This is a genomic window from uncultured Agathobaculum sp., from assembly GCF_963927765.1.
Classification (GTDB): Bacteria; Bacillota; Clostridia; order Oscillospirales; family Butyricicoccaceae; genus Agathobaculum.
Window position 1 is genome coordinate 1 of the sequence record NZ_CAWVCU010000094.1, and the last position, 16,511, is coordinate 16,511.

The following is a 16,511-nucleotide window of genomic DNA, read 5'->3' on the forward strand; positions in this document are numbered from 1 at the left end:
GCGGTTGTTTTGGCACCCCCGGCGAGACTCGAACTCACTACATTCCGCTTAGGAGGCGGACCCTCTATCCCGGTGAGGTACGGGGGCGTATACAACAAATATTCAATTTTCGGGCTAAACAGGATTCGAACGAACTGCCGCTTAGGAGGCGGTCGCTCTATACAACTGAGCTACAGGGGCATATGAAAAAATATAAAGTTTTGCGGCGTCAGCGGGCGACGACCTGCCAGATGTTAGGAGGCGACCGCTCTATCCAACTGAGCTACGAGGGCATATAAAAAATGAACACGGAAAGAATGCACTGATTTAGCTGTACCTGCAAGCAGGTGCGCAGCGCAGACTATTTATTTATCTTACTGCATTTGAAATGAAATGTCAATCAAGCGGCAGGAGAAAATTAAAACAAAAAGGGGTGAAAAACTTTGTGAAAAGAAAAACATTGCGTATCGAATGAGAACATGCTATGATACAATTATGTAAAATGGGGGAGTAGGTATAGTTTGACTGAATCCTCTGTTTTTCGGCTATAAGGAGGGTATATTTGTGAAACAAATGCATATCACCGAAACTGTGCTCCGAGATGCACAGCAGTCGTTGATCGCAACCCGTATGCCGTTTGATGACTTTGAAGCTGTGCTGGATGAAATGGATCGAGCAGGCTATCATTCTATCGAATGCTGGGGCGGTGCGACCTTCGACAGCTGCCTACGTTATCTGAACGAGGACCCTTGGGAGCGTTTGCGAAAAATCAAGTCGCACATGAAAAACACCAAGCTGCAAATGCTGCTGCGCGGACAGAATTTGCTGGGATATCATCACTACTCGGATGATACGGTGCGCAGATTTGTGCGCAAGAGCGTAGAAAACGGTATGGATATCATCCGAATTTTCGACGCGCTCAACGATCTGCGCAATATTGAGACTGCGGTGGACGAGTGCATCAAGGCAGGCGGACATGCGCAGGGCTGCATCTGTTATACGCTCAGCCCGATCCATAATTTGGAGATGTTTGTCTCGCTGGGCAAGCAGATCGGGCAGATGGGCTGTAACTCGCTGTGTATCAAGGATATGGCGGGCATTATGTCGCCGCAGGAGTGCTATGATTTGGTAACCGCACTGCGGCAGAATATCCGGCTGCCGATTTATGTGCATACGCACGCCACGACGGGATTGGGATATATGACTTATCTCAAGGCTGCTGAAGCGGGCGCAGCAGGCATCGACTGCGCGACCTCCTGCTTCTCAGGCGGCACCAGTCAGCCTGCGACCGAGTCGATCGTGTATGCGCTGACGCAGATGGGCTACGATTGCGGTGTCAATGCGCAGGAGCTCAACCGCATCAATAATTTCTTCCTGCCGGTCAAGGAGAAATTCTCGGAAAACGGCATGTTCGATCCGTATGTGTTGTCCACCAAGACCGATGCGCTCATTTATCAGATTCCGGGTGGCATGCTGTCCAATCTGGTGGCACAGCTCAAGGCACAAAACGCAATTGATAAGCTGGATGCGGTGCTGGATGAAACGCCGCGCGTGCGCGCGGATTTAGGCTATCCGCCGCTGGTAACGCCGCTGAGCCAGATGGTTGGCGTACAGGCCACGGTAAACGTGCTGCTGGGTGAACGGTATAAGTCCATCGGTAAGGAAATCAAAAGCTATATCAAGGGCGAATACGGTAAAGCCCCCGGCACGATCAATCCGGAGCTGGCGAAAAAAGTGCTCGGCGGCGAGCAGCCCATGACCGGCCGCTTTGCGGAGACGCTGGCGCCGGAATACGAGGAAGCCAAGGCGCACCTTGGCAGCATGGCGCGCTGCGAGGAGGACGTGCTGTCCTATATCGCCTTCCCGCAGCAGGCGGAGCAGTATTTTCAGCGCCGCGAGAACACATTCACCGCAAGCTACACGATTAAGGAGGTCGGCTGATCATGGTTCAGGATCCGCTCAGCCTGATAGACGCGCTGATGGTCGCACTGTCCGGCTTTGTCATTGTATTCATCATGCTGGCGCTGCTCTGGGGCATCATTGCCGTGGTATCCCGCGCAGTTTCCAGCGTGGAGCACCGTCCGGCGGCCGCGCCGGCCCCGGCGCCCATGCCTGCACCCGCCCCTGCCGCACCGGCAGCTGCCGCGCCCGCGGCGGCCCAGCCTGCGCCGCAGGTTGTGCTGGAAGGCATCGACGAGACGCAAGCGGCTTGCGTCATGGCGATTGTCAGCCATGAGACGGGTATTCCGCTCGATCAGCTTGTGTTCAAATCCATTAAGGCGGTTTAAGGGGGAAGCAAACGATGAAATATATGGTTACGCTGAACGGAAAACAGTATGAAGTAGAAGTGGAAAAAGGTTCGGTCAGTGCGGTAGCTGTTGGGAACGCACCCGCAGCACCGGCAGCACCCGCTGCACCTGCCGCAGCACCGGCGGCGAAATCGGCTCCGGCAGCAGCCCCGGCACCTGCCGCACCGGCAGGCGGCGAGATCGTATCCGCGCCGATGCCCGGCACGATCCTGGATGTACGCTGTGCGGCAGGACAGGCCGTTAAGGCAGGCGATGTGCTGTTCATTCTGGAAGCCATGAAAATGGAAAACGAAATCTGTGCGCCGCATGATGGTACGGTAGGTTCGGTCAGCGTACAGAAGGGCGCGACGGTAGAAACCGGCGCGGTGCTCTGCACGATGTAACGGGAGGCGCACGGATATGCAATTTTCGTTTATCGAAGCGCTGGGAGAGATCCTGTCGGGTTCGGGTTTTGCCGCATTGGCGGACGATCCGCGCAGCCTGATTATGATCCTGATCTCCTTTGTGCTGCTTTATTTGGGTATTGGCAAGAAATTTGAGCCGTTGCTGCTGATTCCGATTGCATTCGGTATGCTGCTGGCAAACTTTCCGATCACAGGCTTACTCAACGCGCCGACCGCAACCTCTAGTCCGGGTATGCTGTGGGTGTTCTATCAGGGCGTTGAGCATGCGATCTATCCGTCGATCATTTTCCTTGGCATCGGTGCGATGACTGACTTCGGCCCGCTGATTGCGCGCCCCTCTTCGCTGCTGCTGGGTGCGGCAGCACAGCTGGGTATCTTCGCCGCGTTCCTGCTGGCTTTGGCGCTCGGCTTCCCGGGTGCGGTAGCTGCGGCCATTGGCATCATCGGCGGTGCGGATGGCCCGACGGCGATTCTGGTCGCTTCGCGTCTGGCGCGCGATTATCTGCCCGCCATCGCCATTGCCGCGTACTCGTATATGGCGCTCATTCCGATGATCCAGCCGCCGCTCATGCGCTTGCTGACCACAAAGGAAGAGCGCGAGATCAAGATGGAGCAGCTCCGTCCAGTTTCCAAGATCGAGAAGATCGTATTCCCCATCGCGGTTGCGACGGTCGTTATCCTGCTGATTCCGGATACGGCGCCGCTGATTGGTATGCTGATGCTGGGTAACCTGCTGCGTGAATGCGGCGTGACCGAGCGTTTGTCCGATACCGCACAGAACGCGCTGTGCAACATCGTGACGATCTTCCTCGGCCTGTCGGTCGGCTGCAAGGCGGTTGCCAGCACGTTCCTGACGTGGGACACCATCAAGATCATCATTCTTGGCCTGATTGCGTTTATGTTCTCCACCATCGGCGGCCTGATCTTCGGCAAGATTATGTGCAAGCTGACCGGCGGCAAGGTCAATCCGTTGATTGGTTCGGCAGGCGTATCTGCGGTTCCGATGGCGGCGCGCGTGTCGCAGGTGGAAGGGCAGAAGGCCAATCCGGCCAACTTCCTGCTGATGCACGCCATGGGTCCGAATGTGGCCGGCGTAATCGGTTCTGCCGTGGCTGCGGGCTTTATGCTCAAGGTTTTCGGTGCATAAAATAGCGTTCGAAAAAAGCGAAAGGGCGTCGGTTATCCGACGTCCTTTTTCTTTTTGTCCTCTTGGGTGTTGTATCAAAAGCAGGAAGGAACCGCCCGATTATTGACAAAAAAGTCAGAAATGCTATAATAAAAGCAAGAAATGAACGGGTGGTCTTTATTGTGCAGGTATTAAAGGATGAGCTTCGGCATAAGATTTTGTTGGAAGCACAGCATTTGTTTTTGCAGCGGGGCTATGACCGCACTTCTCTGCAAATGATTGCGGATAAGGTCAATATTAGTAAGAGCAACTTGTATCATTACTTTAAGAACAAAGAGGAATTGTTTTACGAATTGACCGACGGTGCGGCAGCAGGTCTGAAAAAGCTGATTCTGCGGTTTAAGGATAAGCGTTTCGATCCGCGTACCGGTCAGCGCGAATATCAGGTGCTGCTGACAGAAGAGGTCATTTCGCTGTTGTTGGCGGAAAAGTACGGTCTGCTGCTCATTATGGAGCAGTCTCACGGCACGCGGTATGAGGATCTTCGCAAAAGCATGATCGATATGCTGGCGGCCAAGACTGCGCCGCTACTGGCGGACGAGGACAATAGTCTGCTGATCGCGCAGATCATGGCCCGCAACCTGATCGACGGCACAGTACAGATTCTTAAAAACCGTGTTCGGCCGCGTGAGGTACGCATGAATCTCAATCGGCTGGTGGAATATCATACCAATGGCATCAATGCGCTGCTCAAGTAAGAGCAGCGCATTGTTTTTGCTTTTTCGATGACGCATGTGATTGCAGCGATACGACAAACCACAGAAGCCGCGTTCTATACGGTCTGAATGGCGCATAGACTGAGAGTAATGAAAGCGTCAACAGGTCAGGGGGGACGACGGTGAAAGGCTTACCAGAGGAGCGTACAATCCGGCTGGCACAATATATGATTCAGGAGGGAGCGACGGTACGGCAGACTGCGGCGCAATTTGGCGTGTCCAAATCAACGGTACATAAGGATATTACCACACGCCTGAAAAAGCTCAATGCGGTGCTGTACGAGCAAGTACAGGCCGTTTTGCAAACGAATAAGGAGGAGCGGCATATTCGCGGCGGTATGGCAACGCGGGAGAAATATCGGGCGCAGGCTGCGAGTGAGCAGACCAGAAGGATGGCATCAAAAAACAGCCATCCCTGAGAAGTGGGATGGCTGTAGAGTGCTGGTATTAGAGCAGCTTGAGTTCTTGCGCACAGGACGCACATACGTTTTTACCCTTGTAATGGATGATATCCTTTGCGTTACCGCAGAAGATGCAGGACGGCTCATATTTCTTCAGAACAATCTGATCGCCGTCTACGTAAATCTCCAGGGCATCCTTGACATCTATGTTCATCGTACGGCGCAATTCGATAGGCAGTACGATACGGCCAAGTTCATCCACTTTTCGGACAATACCGGTAGACTTCATGTGTGAAACACTCCTTCATTTCTTTTCAGTCGAATCTTGTATCACCAAAACCCCGCTGGGGGAGCTTGGACAGAGAGGGGGATTGTGCGGATGCTATCCGCCATTTGGGTTGCATTTCTGGTTTTGGCGCTGATTTGCGGCGCGTTCACCGGAAGACTGGATGCCGTGACGACAGCGGTCGGCACCGGGGCCGGGGAAGCGGTCACACTCATCATCAGCATTGCCGGCCTGATGTGCTTCTGGAGCGGCATTATGGAGTTGGTACAGGCTTCCGGCCTAGCGGAAAAGCTGTCCCGTATGTTGATGCCGTTGCTGCGTCCGCTGTTTGGAAAAGCATCGGCAGACCGTGAAGCCATGGAGGCAGTCAGCGCGAATGTTGCGGCAAACCTGTTGGGGCTATCCAATGCGGCCACACCACTCGGTCTACGTGCCGCAGATCGGCTCTATACGTTGGAGGGGCGACGCGGTTCGCCGGATACCGTCTTGACATTGATTACCTTGAACACTGCATCCATCCAGTTGATTCCTTCTACTGTGGCGGCTGTACGGGCAGCTTGCGGCGCTTCATCGCCGTTTGACATCATGCTGCCGGTTTGGGGCGCGTCCATTTTTTCAGTGGCGGTGGTGCTGCTCAGCGGAAGACTGATGCGGCCCTGGTTCCGTGCGGAAAAATAGAAGGAAATGTTTGGTTGGATTACAATTTGTATTATTACATAAAGCGGACACAAAAGATGTCGAATTACCTGTTATTTCCAAAATTATTTTCCAAAATTTGAAATTAACGTCAAAAATGATGGAAAGGAGCGCGTAGAAAAGTTGTGCAGGCAACACTGATCCCGCTGCTGCTCGCAGCAATTGGCTTATACGCATTGTATAAACAGGTGGATGTGTTCCCGGTATTCCTGCGCGGGGCACAAAAAGGGTTGCACACAGCTGTGAGCATTTTGCCTACGCTGGTGGGGATGCTGACCGTAGTCTACATGCTGCGGGCATCCGGTGCAATTGATTTGGCGGCGGGATGGCTTGCACCGCTGTTTGGTGCATTTGGCATTCCCAAAGACTGCGTGGCGCTGGCTTTGCTCAAACCGATCAGCGGCGGCGGAGGCCTTGCGCTGGGCAGTGAGCTGATTGGGCGATATGGGCCGGACAGCTATATTGGCCGGGTTGCAGCAGTGATGCTGGGTGCCTCTGAAACCAGTTTTTATACCATCAGCATTTATGGTGGACACTTGGGATTAAAGAAAATGCGCTACGCTATTCCGGCCGCATTATGTGCGGATTTGGCAGCTTTTGCCGCCTCAGCCGCATTGGTAAAATGTTATTTCCCAGATATTTAATATTATATCCTGTTTGTTCGAGAAATGCCATAGATTGCTGCAAAATTTGTTGATTTTGCCAAACAAATGTTAGAAGAAAACGATAAATGTGGATAAACCAACAAAAAAATCGAAAGAAAAAAGAGGCTACTGTGCGTTTTGCACAGTAGCCTCTGCTTGTATAAACAGGTTACTTCACGATTTCCTTGCCGTATTCGTCGTATTCGAAGAAGCCCTTGCCGGTCTTGACGCCCAGCCAGCCAGCGCGAACCATCTTGCGCATCAGCGGATGCGGACGGTACTTCGGGTCGCCGGTCTCACGGTACAGGGTCTCCATGATCGCCAGGTTAACGTCGTGGCCAACCAGGTCAGCGGTGTGGAGCGGGCCGGACTTCATGCCAGCGCCCAGCTGCATTGCGATATCGACGTCTGCCGGGGAAGTAATGCCATCCGCAACGATGCCCATAGCTTCGTTCATCATCGGGATCAGGATGCGGTTTACAACAAAGCCCGGGCCTTCCTGTACAGCAACCGGGGTCTTGCCCAGAGAAGCCATCAGATCAAATGCGGTCTTGAAGGTTTCATCCGAAGTCTGGATCGCACGGGTTACCTCAACCAGCTTCATGATCTGGGCCGGGTTGAAGAAGTGGCAGCCGATGACCTTATCCGAACGCTTGACGGAAGCCGCCAGCTCGGTCGGGGACAGAGCAGAGGTGTTGGTTGCGAAAATGGTGTGTGCCGGGCAGATCTCATCCAGCTCAGCCAGCAGTTCTTTCTTCAGATCCATGCGCTCGAGGATAACTTCCATAACGAAGTCAGCATCAGCAGCAGCCTTGCGGTCAACAGAGGTCTTAAGACCAGCCAGCAGCTCGTTCTTGTGCTCCTCGGTGATCTTCTCCTTCTTTACCATGAAGGACAGGTCATTGGTGATCGTCTTGACACCGCGATCGAGGAACTCCTGCTTGATGTCAATCATGGTGACATCGTGACCGTTGGTCAGGAATACTTCTGCAATGCGCGCACCCATGTTGCCGGCGCCGAATACACAAACTTTCATGATATTATAACCTCTCTCTCACTCTTATCAATTCACAAAAACGCTTACTTGTTCTTGAATTCCTTTGCAGGCTTCTCCTTGTTCTTGTCGAGGAAGTAAGCCATGCCGTACTTCTGATCCTCGGTAGCGAAGCACTGACCGAATACGTTGCCCTCGAACTTCAGAGCGGAATTCAGGTCAGTCTGCATGCCGACATTGATGGCTTCCTTGCACAGAGCAACCGCAATCGGAGCCTGGGACGCGATCTCTTCTGCCAGCTTCATGGCTTCGTCCATCAGGTTTTCCAGCGGATATACGTAGTTGACCAGACCCATCTCAAGCGCCTGCTGAGCGGTGTAGTTGCCGCGAGCCGTGTAGATCAGCTCCTTGGCCTTGCCCAGACCAACGATGCGAGCCAGACGCTGGGTGCCGCCGCAGCCCGGGGTGATGCCCAGACCAACTTCCGGCTGGCCGAACAGTGCATTGTCGGATGCCAGACGGATGTCACAGCTCATTGCCAGCTCGCAGCCGCCGCCGAGGCAGAAGCCGTTGATCGCTGCAATGACCGGGCGCTTGAAGTTCTCAATCTTCCAGCAGACACGGTTGGAGTCGTTGCCGAAGAACTTGCCTTCTTCAACCGTCATGGTGGACATCTGCGCGATGTCAGCGCCAGCGACGAAGGAGTTGACCGTCTTGCCCTTCTTGTTAACGGTGGAGGAGCCGGTCAGGATTACGCAGTAAACGTCGTCCATTTTGCCGACTTCGTCAAACGCCTCTTCCAGCTGCGCATACATGTCGGTGGAAAGCGCGTTCATCGCCTTCATGTGCTCGATCTTGACGACCGCTACATGGCCTTTTTTCTCAACTACTACATCAGTCATTGATAAAGACTTCCTTTCAATCATTCTGACGAACCGGTATCCGTCAGAGCTGTGCAGCCTGACGGATACTCGTTCAAATTACAGGAATCAATGCGGAGAGGGTGCGAAAAGCTGTCTGCCGGTGATTACTTGCAGAGCTCGTCGCGCTCTACGATCAGCGCTTCGCCCATGCCGCCGCCGATGCACATGGTGGCAAGGCCGATGGTCAGGTCGCGCTTGATCATCTCGTGGAGCAGGGTGGTGGTGATACGGCAGCCTGCTGCACCGATCGGGTGACCCAGAGCGATTGCACCGCCGTTGACGTTGACCTTATCCATGTCGAAGCCGAGCTCGCGGTTAACCGCAGCAGCCTGCGCAGCAAACGCCTCGTTGGACTCGACCAGGTCGAGGTCAGCAACGGTCAGACCAGCGCGCTTCAGAGCCTGACGGGTGGACTCGATCGGGCCGATGCCCATGATAGCCGGATCGCAGCCGACAGAGCCGAAGGAGCGGATCTTAGCCAGCGGCTTGAGGCCGTGTGCCTTGACGAAATCCTCAGACGCGATGATCATCGCTGCGCCTGCATCGTTGATGCCGGAAGCGTTGCCTGCGGTAACCGTGCCGTCCTTCTTGAAGGCCGGGCGCAGCTTTGCCAGACCCTCGAGAGTGGTCTGCGGACGGCAGTGCTCGTCGGTATCAAAGATAATGGTTTCTTTCTTCTTCTTGACCTCGATCGGAACGATCTCGTCCTTGAAGCGGCCGTCTGCGATCGCCTTGGCAGCCTTCATCTGGGACTCATAGCCGATCTGGTCCTGCATCTCGCGGGTGATGCCGTACTTCTCGGCAACGTTTTCCGCGGTGATGCCCATGTGATACTGGTTAAATACGTCGAATACGCCGTCGTAAACCATCATATCAACGAACTTCACGTCGTTCATGCGAGCGCCCCAGCGCATGTTGCGGGAGATATACGGTGCGCCGGACATGGACTCGCAGCCGCCGACCAGCATCATCTGATCCTCGCCGGAGCGGATGATCTGAGAGCCCAGAGAGATCGCACGCATAGAGGATGCGCAAACCTTGTTGAGGGTCATGGCAGGGGTCTCAAGCGGCATGCCGATACCGAGAGATACCTGACGGGCTACGTTCTGACCAACGCCGCCCTGCAATACCTGACCGAACAGGCATTCGTCGATAGCGGCCTTGTCAACGCCAGCGCGTTCAACAGCAGCGTTGGCAGCAGCAATACCGAGCTGAGCGGCAGGTACGTCGCGGAGGGTGCCGCCATAAGTGCCGATAGCGGTACGGGCAGCGGAACAGATGTAAACGTTCATTTGGCTGTTACTCCTTTTCTTCTCTGGCACCGGACGCACCGGTGCAGTTTGGTGTCTCTTTCGAGTTCGTTAATATTTTATCAAAAGTGTGGAGAATTGCAAGGGGTTTTACGAAAGTTTGTTAAACGATTAACAATATACCCAACATCTGCACAACACTCACACAGAAAAAATCGGAACTTAATCGTTCGCCAAGCCCATCAGCTCGTCGCGGAAGATGCGGGCGTCCATCAGCTTGATCGAGCCGTCCGGCTGGTAAGCAATCTTGGGCTCGAATTCCATCTGGTCGAGCACCTGTGTCTGCAGGTCGATGCCCGGCGCGATCTCAATGAGGGTGACGCCTTCCGGACGCAGCTCGAACACGGCGCGCTCGGTGATGTACAGGACAGGCTGGTGCACTTCGTTGGCGTAATCGCCGGAGAAGGTGATGTGCTCCACCTGATTGACGAACTTCTTCTTCGCGCCTTCCTGCGTGATGACAAGCTTGCCGTCCTCGCAGGCGGTCTTGAGGCCCTTGGCGGTGAAGGTGCCGCAGTAAACGACCTTCTTTGCGTTCTGTGTGATGTCGATGAAGCCGCCTGCACCGGCCAGACGGGTGCCGAACTTGGAAACGTTCAGGTCGCCGTTGGGTGCAGTCTCAGCAAGGCCGAGGAACGCAACATCAAGGCCACCGCCCTGATAGAAGTCAAACTGTACATTGTGCGGGATGATGCACATGGCGTTGGCAGCCGCGCCGAACTGGGTGCCGCCGTAGGGCACGCCTGCGATCGAGCCAGCCTCAACGGTCAGGGTCATCTTGTCTGAGATACCCTCTTCCGCCGCGACGTTCGCGATCTTCTCCGGTGCGCCGGTACCGAGGTTGACAATCGCGTCCTGCGGCAGCTCCATCGCTGCACGGCGGGCGATGATCTTCTTAGCATCCATCGGGATGGGCGGGATTGCGTCCACCGGGATGCGGAATTCGCCGGTCAGCGCGCCGTCGTACGGCATGCCGAGGCACTGCATATTCTCTTCGTCCGAGCCGACAACGACCGAGTCAACATAGATGCCCGGGATGGCAACCAGCTTCGGGTCGAGCGAGCCGCCCTGTACGATCTTTTCGACCTGTACAATAACCTTGCCGCCCGAGTTCTTGCACGCCTGTGCCATAGCCGTAACGTCCAGCGGGCCGATCTCTCTATGTACGGTGCAGTTGCCGTATTCGTCGCAGTAGGACGCGCGCAGGAAAACTACGTTGATCGGGAAGCCCTTGTACAGCAGGCGATCCTGACCCTCGATGTTGACGATCTTGACCAGATCTTCCTTGGTCACGTCATTGAGCTTGCCGCCGCCGTTGCGCGGGTCGGCAAAGGTCTTCAGACCAACGTGGGTGATGGTGCCGATGTTGTGCGCAGCGATATCGCGATACATGTGCGAAATAACGCCCTGCGGCAGGTTGTAGGCTTCGATCTTGTTGTTCAGTGCCAGTTCGCCCAGACGCGGTGCGCGGTCCCAGTGGCCGCCGATGACGCGCTTGACCATGCCCTCATGGCCGTAGTGGTCGCCGCCGGTGCCGTCGCGGTGGCCCTGACCGGCTGCAAAGAACAGGGTCAGGTTGTTCGGATGGCCGGTCTCAAGGAAACGCTTCTCCAGCGCCTTGGACAGGGTTTCCGGGCAGGCACAGCTGACAAAGCCGCCGGTGGCGATCGTGTCGCCGTCCTGAACCTTGAGCGCGGCCTCCTCCGCCGAGATAATGCTTACTTTCTTCATGTTCTATCATCCTCCTCAGAATAACGGGCGCTTGACGCGGCCGTTCAATCTACGCGAGTTGCCGGATCGTCCGGATGGCTTCCTCGATGCCGTCGGCCGAGTCGATGATGATGCGGTGGTCCGCGTCGATCTCCTCGTACAGATAGGGGCAGCCGGTGCAGCCGCGGATAATCAGCAGTGCGTCGTAATGGACGCCGTCCTCCGGATAGGAAAATGCGGCGACGTCCGCAAGGGAGGTGCGCACGGTTTGATAGACTTCTCCGCGGTCATAGCGCGGATTACAGCCGCCGCAGAATTTAACAGTGCAGCGCAGCATGGTGCGTTGAGCCTCCTTTGGCTGAAGTGAAATTGCAAACATAGGCACCCACGGGTGCTCCATGAGTGCCTATGCAATGCTCAGAGATTACTGGATACGAGCAATCTTCTTCGCCAGTTCCTTCTTCATTTCCAGATTGGACTGACGGGCAATCATGATGCGCTGAGCCTGGGGCGAACCTGCGCCATGCATGGACTCCGGCAGGTAGCCGACAGCAGCAGTGCCCATCGTCATATTTTCAATCAAACGCAGTACGCGCATGCGGTCCTCGGTCGGAACGGAAGCTACGCCCTTGAGGTACTTCTCAATGTAGGGCTTGAGAACCGGGTTGCGGTAGTCGGCCTCAGAAGGCTGGGTCACCATCAGGCCACCTGCCAAATCCTGCGCCAGACGCGCGATCTCGTACGGGAAGCGGGTGACGTTCTGCTTGCAGACGTTCGCCAGCAGCAGGTCGATCAGGTAGTTGCCCGCCTTGGTCTTGGTGCCCTGCGAAGAGCACGCTATGCCGCAGCAGTACAGGGTCTCGTTCAGGTGGGTCATTTCGATCAGCTTATCCTTGACGTGGGATGCCTTGGCAGAGCCAGCCATCTCGCCCGCCAGTGCAGTCGCGCCGATCAGCACGTCGCCAACGCCGACCTTGCAGCCGCCGTAGGACTGACGATGATAGCCAGCGAAACGCTCAACGATCATGCCGGCGAACTTCACTTCGCCGTTGAGGAAGATGCGGTCGTTCGGAACGAACACATGGTCAAAGATGACCAGCACTTCGTGACCGCCGTAAACCTTGTTGCCCACGTCGATGTCGTTGTACTCTTCGGTCTTGCGGGTGTCGCAGGACTGACGGCCGTAGATCAGCGTGATGCCTTCGGAGTCGGTCGGAACCGCAAAGGAGATTGCGTAATCCTCGTCGCCCTCGCGCATGGAGATGGTCGGCATAACCAGCACTTCGTGAGAGTTTACAAAGCCGGTCTGGTGTGCCTTGGCGCCGGTGACGTATACGCCGTCGGCGGTGCGCTCAACAACGTGCAGGAACAGGTCGGGGTCGGCCTGCTTGGACGGAGCCAGAGAACGATCGCCCTTAACGTCGGTCATTGCGCCGTCAACTGCGAGGTCCTCGTCCTGTACACGGGTGAGGAACTTGACGAAGTTCTCGTGATACTTGGTGCCGCAGGCCTCGTCGATCTCATAGGTGGAGGAGAATACGGCGTTCATTGCGTCCATACCAACGCAGCGCTGGAAGCAGGCAGCCGTCTTCTGGCCGAGCAGACGCTGCATCTTGACCTTCTTAATGAGGTCGTCGGTGGACTGATGCATGTGGGTGAAGCGGTTGATCTTCTTGCCAGAGATATGGCTGGTTGCGGTCATCAGGTCTTCGTACTGGGGATCCTCTGCCAGCTCATAGGTAGCTGCGAAGGAGTTAAGCGAGGGGCGGATGATCGGGTTATCTACAGGATTCTCCACCTTTTCACCGAACATATACAGATTGAGCTTGAGCTTGCGCAAGGACTCAATGTACTGGTCTTTGGTCATCATAGCGATCAAGTATCCTTTCTCTTTTCAAACTTTCACAAGGGTTTGCCGGTGCGCGGCAAACATACCTTCTAAGAAAAAACAGGGCGGGGAACGCGGGGGTCCCCGCCCTGTTCAGGCGAAACGCTTACAGAAATCAGAAGCACTCGCGGTATACGCGCTCGCTCAGTTCGATGCTCCACGGACGGTAGGAGTTGGTGATCAGACGCTGCTGATTTGCCTCTACCGATACGGGGAAGCTCTTGATGTCCTCTTCCTTGAAGCCGTACTCATGCAGCGGCTTGAGCGGGAGAACCTTCTCGAGGGTGACGTTCAGCGTGCGCAGAGCGTCGTCCTTGGTGCAGCCCAGGCAACGCGCAACGATTTCCTTGAACTTGCCCAGCTCGCCGTTCGGCTCGTACTCGTTGTACAGCTCAAGGATCTTGCCGAACAGAGCGTAGTTGGATTCGCCGTGCGGGACATGATAGGTGCCGCCGAGCGGGAAGGACATGCCGTGTACGGTTGCGCAGCCAGCCTTCAGGAATGCGATGCCGGCAAACAGGGAAGCGGTAACGAACTCGCCCAGATAATCCATGCGAGCGTCCGGGCCTTCCAGCGCGATGCGGCGGAAGCCTTCCAGAATCATCTCAGCCGCCTTGACCGAGTACATCTCGGAGGTAACGGTCTTGCGGTGCGGGGACAGGAAGGACTCGGTTGCGTGGATGAGCGCGTCGATTGCGGAAGCAGCGAACGGCTTGTAGGGCAGGGTCTTGAGCAGATCCGGAACCAGGCAAACCTTGTTCGGGATGATGTCATCGGAAACCAGACCGAGCTTGGTCTCGCCGCCGGTCAGCTTGCCGTCCTTCTCGTCCTTAACGATTGCAACCGAGATGTTGGTTACTTCGGAACCGGTGCCGCAGGTGGTCGGGATAGCGATAACTTCCTTCTCATGTACAACGGGCTCGCGCTTGAAGTACAGCTCATGTACAGAGGACGGGCGCTTGCAGCCGAGCAGCTTGCACAGGTCCATGATAGCGCCGCCGCCAACAGCGATAACGCGGTCATAGGAATCATACGGAATGGCCTCGTACATGGTTTCGATCATTGCTTCGGAAGGCTCGCCTGCGCCGAACTTCTCCTGGAAAACAAACTTGCTCTTCAGGCCAAGCTCTTCCATGAAGGGCTTGTAGATGAATTCGTTGGTCAGGACAACATCGCGCTCGCCAAGCTTGAACTCTGCGGCGAAATCACCGAAGTTTGCAAACTTGTAAATGGTCGGGGCGATGATGATCTCTCTCTTGTCCTGCATCAGGGAGGCGCTGAAAGCATCCATAGCCATAATTGATACATCTCCATTCTAAAAATTTATAAAAGGCCGTGCGGGCTTTTACATCTTTGGCAGGACAGATTTGTCCTGTGCTTTTATTGTAGCAAATCCATGCCACAACTTCAACACAAACAAACAAAAAAATCATCAAAAAATAACCAAGCGTTCCTGTACAAAAAGACAATAAAAAATCCCGCATTTTGTAATACGGGATTATTTTATCGTATTTATAAGGTTTTGTAAATGGGGAGTTGGTGGAAAGTGCTGAAAAGCTTTTGTAAGAACTGCTAGTCTTTAGTTGTTTTGTGAAAAACGACTCAAAAAAGCCTTGGTTCGCTCGTTTTGGGTATTTTCAAACAGCTCGGTCGGGGTACCCTGCTCCACGATCACGCCGCCGTCCATAAACAGGATGTGGTCGGCAACGTCGCGCGCAAAGGCCATTTCGTGCGTGACGATAATCATGGTGGTGTGCTGGTCGGCCAGCGAACGGATGACTTTGAGCACCTCGCCGGTCAGTTCGGGATCGAGCGCCGAGGTCGGTTCATCAAAGCACAGGATGTCGGGATGCAGAGCAAGTGCACGAGCAATCGCCACACGCTGCTGCTGACCACCGGAAAGCTGGTGCGGATAGTGGCTCATGCGGCCTTCCAGACTCATCTGACTGAGCAGCTCAATGGCGTGGTGCTCAATTTCCTCATGGATGGCGCGCTTGTTCTGCTTATAGTCCGGCCGCTCCTTGGCAAGCAGCAGACTTGCCAGCATGACGTTTTCCAGCGCGGTATATTGCGGGAACAGGTTAAACGACTGGAACACCATACCAAAGTGCAGACGGCGCTTGCGGATTTCTTCGTCGCTTTTGGAGGAGTGGTCCGCGGCATCGAACAGCATTTCGCCGTTGACGATGATGCGGCCTACGTTCGGTGTCTCCAGAAAGTTCAGGCAGCGCAGCAGCGTGGTTTTGCCCGAACCGCTCGAGCCGATGATGGCCAGCGCTTTGCCGCGCTCCAGCGAAAAGCTGATATCGTTCAGCACCTTGGTGGAGCCGAAGCTCTTGTTGATATTTTGTACTTCCAAAATAGGCATTTCGGCACCTCCTTACACGCGGAAATAGTCCATTTTCTTTTCCAGCCAGCCGAACAGCAGCGTCAGAATGCCGCAGAACAGCAGGAAGAACAGGGCAGTGGAAAACAGTGGCCAAATCAGGCCCTTGGTGGCGTATTCCTTGCTCATCATGATGATTTCCTTGGTGGCGATGACGTTGGCCAGCGCAGTGTCCTTGATGAGCGTCATAAATTCGTTGCCCATGGGCGGGATGACGCGTTTGATGACCTGCAAAAGCGTGACCTTAAAGAAAATCTGGCTCTTGGTCATGCCGAGTACCTGTCCGGCTTCATATTGGCCACGCGGGATGGACTGGATGCCGCCGCGGTAAATTTCGGAGAAGTAGCAGGCGTAATTGATGACAAATGCTACACAAACTGCGGTCAGACGCGGCAGCAGATCACCGTCCCAAAGCAAGCCGGGACCGTAGAAGATGATGATGATCTGCAGCATCAGCGGCGTACCGCGGATGATCCAGACAAAGGTTTTGACGATGGCACGCAACGGCGCAAAGCGGCTCATCGAGCCGAACGAAATAATCAGCCCGAGCGGAAGTGCAAACAGCAGCGTGACGAAAAAAATCTGGCAGTTTATGCCAAAGGTTTTTGTCAGGCTGGTAAAAATGACAGACGCAGACATGTAAAAATACCCTTTCCCCAAACAAAGGTAGGCGGGGCAG

At 55.0% G+C, this 16,511-nt stretch carries 18 protein-coding genes and 1 tRNA gene; 8 read left to right on the forward strand and 11 right to left on the reverse strand.

What is annotated here, in order from left to right; all coding sequences use genetic code 11:
• Nucleotides 1-10: 10 nt before the first annotated feature.
• Nucleotides 11-87 (reverse strand) — tRNA-Arg (locus ABGT74_RS08455).
• Between the two features lie 465 nt (nt 88-552).
• On the opposite strand from ABGT74_RS08455, the gene ABGT74_RS08460 reads away from it, so the two are divergent.
• The 6 genes from ABGT74_RS08460 to ABGT74_RS08485 all read left to right on the forward strand — a co-directional run bounded on the left by ABGT74_RS08460 (nt 553) and on the right by ABGT74_RS08485 (nt 5,013).
• Nucleotides 553-1,920, forward strand: coding sequence for a pyruvate carboxylase subunit B (locus tag ABGT74_RS08460; protein WP_346705196.1), 1,368 nt, complete (start codon nt 553-555; stop codon nt 1,918-1,920).
• Nucleotides 1,921-1,922: 2 nt separating this feature from the next.
• Nucleotides 1,923-2,267: an OadG family transporter subunit gene (locus tag ABGT74_RS08465; RefSeq protein WP_346705190.1), complete on the forward strand. Its 345-nt coding sequence runs from the start codon at nt 1,923-1,925 to the stop codon at nt 2,265-2,267.
• 14 nt (nt 2,268-2,281) lie between these two features.
• Nucleotides 2,282-2,671 (forward strand): biotin/lipoyl-containing protein, encoded by a 390-nt coding sequence (locus tag ABGT74_RS08470; protein ID WP_346705191.1) that lies wholly within the window; start codon nt 2,282-2,284, stop codon nt 2,669-2,671.
• Nucleotides 2,672-2,687: 16 nt separating this feature from the next.
• On the forward strand, nt 2,688-3,839 hold the full coding sequence (locus tag ABGT74_RS08475; RefSeq protein WP_297282291.1) for a sodium ion-translocating decarboxylase subunit beta: 1,152 nt from the start codon (nt 2,688-2,690) through the stop codon (nt 3,837-3,839).
• Nucleotides 3,840-4,000: 161 nt separating this feature from the next.
• A complete protein-coding gene (locus ABGT74_RS08480; RefSeq protein ID WP_297282292.1) occupies nt 4,001-4,576 on the forward strand; it encodes a TetR/AcrR family transcriptional regulator in 576 nt (191 codons plus the stop codon).
• Between the two features lie 140 nt (nt 4,577-4,716).
• Nucleotides 4,717-5,013, forward strand: coding sequence for a sporulation transcriptional regulator SpoIIID (locus tag ABGT74_RS08485; RefSeq protein WP_297282293.1), 297 nt, complete (start codon nt 4,717-4,719; stop codon nt 5,011-5,013).
• Between the two features lie 28 nt (nt 5,014-5,041).
• Here ABGT74_RS08485 and ABGT74_RS08490 read toward each other — a convergent pair whose 3' ends face one another.
• Nucleotides 5,042-5,284, reverse strand: a complete 243-nt coding sequence (locus ABGT74_RS08490) for an AbrB/MazE/SpoVT family DNA-binding domain-containing protein (protein ID WP_125116396.1) — start codon at nt 5,282-5,284, stop codon at nt 5,042-5,044.
• Between the two features lie 90 nt (nt 5,285-5,374).
• Between ABGT74_RS08490 and ABGT74_RS08495 the strand changes: the two genes are divergently transcribed.
• Nucleotides 5,375-5,959: a nucleoside recognition domain-containing protein gene (locus tag ABGT74_RS08495; RefSeq protein WP_297282294.1), complete on the forward strand. Its 585-nt coding sequence runs from the start codon at nt 5,375-5,377 to the stop codon at nt 5,957-5,959.
• A gap of 143 nt (nt 5,960-6,102) precedes the next feature.
• The gene (locus tag ABGT74_RS08500; protein WP_346705192.1) at nt 6,103-6,621 is read left to right on the forward strand and encodes a nucleoside recognition domain-containing protein; all 519 of its coding nucleotides are present in this window, start codon (nt 6,103-6,105) and stop codon (nt 6,619-6,621) included.
• Between the two features lie 169 nt (nt 6,622-6,790).
• Here the strand turns inward: ABGT74_RS08500 and ABGT74_RS08505 are convergent, their stop codons facing one another.
• The 9 genes from ABGT74_RS08505 to ABGT74_RS08545 form a co-directional block, all read right to left on the reverse strand.
• A complete protein-coding gene (locus ABGT74_RS08505; RefSeq protein ID WP_346705197.1) occupies nt 6,791-7,660 on the reverse strand; it encodes a 3-hydroxyacyl-CoA dehydrogenase NAD-binding domain-containing protein in 870 nt (289 codons plus the stop codon).
• A gap of 41 nt (nt 7,661-7,701) precedes the next feature.
• Nucleotides 7,702-8,517, reverse strand: a complete 816-nt coding sequence (locus tag ABGT74_RS08510) for an enoyl-CoA hydratase-related protein (protein ID WP_297282296.1) — start codon at nt 8,515-8,517, stop codon at nt 7,702-7,704.
• A 125-nt stretch (nt 8,518-8,642) separates the two neighbouring features.
• Nucleotides 8,643-9,830 (reverse strand): acetyl-CoA C-acetyltransferase, encoded by a 1,188-nt coding sequence (locus ABGT74_RS08515; RefSeq protein WP_297282297.1) that lies wholly within the window; start codon nt 9,828-9,830, stop codon nt 8,643-8,645.
• Nucleotides 9,831-10,010: 180 nt separating this feature from the next.
• Nucleotides 10,011-11,579, reverse strand: coding sequence for a CoA-transferase (locus ABGT74_RS08520; RefSeq protein ID WP_346705193.1), 1,569 nt, complete (start codon nt 11,577-11,579; stop codon nt 10,011-10,013).
• A gap of 49 nt (nt 11,580-11,628) precedes the next feature.
• Nucleotides 11,629-11,895: a hypothetical protein gene (locus ABGT74_RS08525; protein WP_346705194.1), complete on the reverse strand. Its 267-nt coding sequence runs from the start codon at nt 11,893-11,895 to the stop codon at nt 11,629-11,631.
• A gap of 87 nt (nt 11,896-11,982) precedes the next feature.
• Nucleotides 11,983-13,434 carry a 4-hydroxyphenylacetate 3-hydroxylase family protein gene (locus ABGT74_RS08530; protein WP_346705198.1) on the reverse strand — a complete coding sequence of 484 codons (1,452 nt, stop codon included), beginning with the start codon at nt 13,432-13,434 and terminating at the stop codon, nt 11,983-11,985.
• Between the two features lie 127 nt (nt 13,435-13,561).
• A complete protein-coding gene (locus tag ABGT74_RS08535; protein ID WP_297282300.1) occupies nt 13,562-14,743 on the reverse strand; it encodes a 4-hydroxybutyrate dehydrogenase in 1,182 nt (393 codons plus the stop codon).
• 282 nt (nt 14,744-15,025) lie between these two features.
• Complete coding sequence (locus ABGT74_RS08540; RefSeq protein ID WP_346705195.1) at nt 15,026-15,814, reverse strand: amino acid ABC transporter ATP-binding protein; 789 nt, start codon at nt 15,812-15,814, stop codon at nt 15,026-15,028.
• 12 nt (nt 15,815-15,826) lie between these two features.
• Nucleotides 15,827-16,471 (reverse strand): amino acid ABC transporter permease, encoded by a 645-nt coding sequence (locus ABGT74_RS08545; RefSeq protein WP_297282302.1) that lies wholly within the window; start codon nt 16,469-16,471, stop codon nt 15,827-15,829.
• Between the last annotated feature and the right edge of the window lie 40 nt (nt 16,472-16,511).

Excerpts from the sequence above, each read along its gene's own strand:
- ABGT74_RS08490 (WP_125116396.1), bottom strand. The coding sequence starts at position 5,284 with ATGAAGTCTACCGGTATTGTCCGAAAAGTGGATGAACTTGGCCGTATC.
- ABGT74_RS08545 (WP_297282302.1), bottom strand. The coding sequence starts at position 16,471 with ATGTCTGCGTCTGTCATTTTTACCAGCCTGACAAAAACCTTTGGCATA.
- ABGT74_RS08475 (WP_297282291.1), top strand. The coding sequence starts at position 2,688 with ATGCAATTTTCGTTTATCGAAGCGCTGGGAGAGATCCTGTCGGGTTCG.
- ABGT74_RS08520 (WP_346705193.1), bottom strand. The coding sequence starts at position 11,579 with ATGAAGAAAGTAAGCATTATCTCGGCGGAGGAGGCCGCGCTCAAGGTT.
- ABGT74_RS08540 (WP_346705195.1), bottom strand. The coding sequence starts at position 15,814 with ATGCCTATTTTGGAAGTACAAAATATCAACAAGAGCTTCGGCTCCACC.
- ABGT74_RS08465 (WP_346705190.1), top strand. The coding sequence starts at position 1,923 with ATGGTTCAGGATCCGCTCAGCCTGATAGACGCGCTGATGGTCGCACTG.
- ABGT74_RS08510 (WP_297282296.1), bottom strand. The coding sequence starts at position 8,517 with ATGACTGATGTAGTAGTTGAGAAAAAAGGCCATGTAGCGGTCGTCAAG.
- ABGT74_RS08460 (WP_346705196.1), top strand. The coding sequence starts at position 553 with ATGCATATCACCGAAACTGTGCTCCGAGATGCACAGCAGTCGTTGATC.
- ABGT74_RS08525 (WP_346705194.1), bottom strand. The coding sequence starts at position 11,895 with ATGCTGCGCTGCACTGTTAAATTCTGCGGCGGCTGTAATCCGCGCTAT.
- ABGT74_RS08515 (WP_297282297.1), bottom strand. The coding sequence starts at position 9,830 with ATGAACGTTTACATCTGTTCCGCTGCCCGTACCGCTATCGGCACTTAT.
- ABGT74_RS08535 (WP_297282300.1), bottom strand. The coding sequence starts at position 14,743 with ATGGCTATGGATGCTTTCAGCGCCTCCCTGATGCAGGACAAGAGAGAG.
- ABGT74_RS08495 (WP_297282294.1), top strand. The coding sequence starts at position 5,375 with ATGCTATCCGCCATTTGGGTTGCATTTCTGGTTTTGGCGCTGATTTGC.
- ABGT74_RS08470 (WP_346705191.1), top strand. The coding sequence starts at position 2,282 with ATGAAATATATGGTTACGCTGAACGGAAAACAGTATGAAGTAGAAGTG.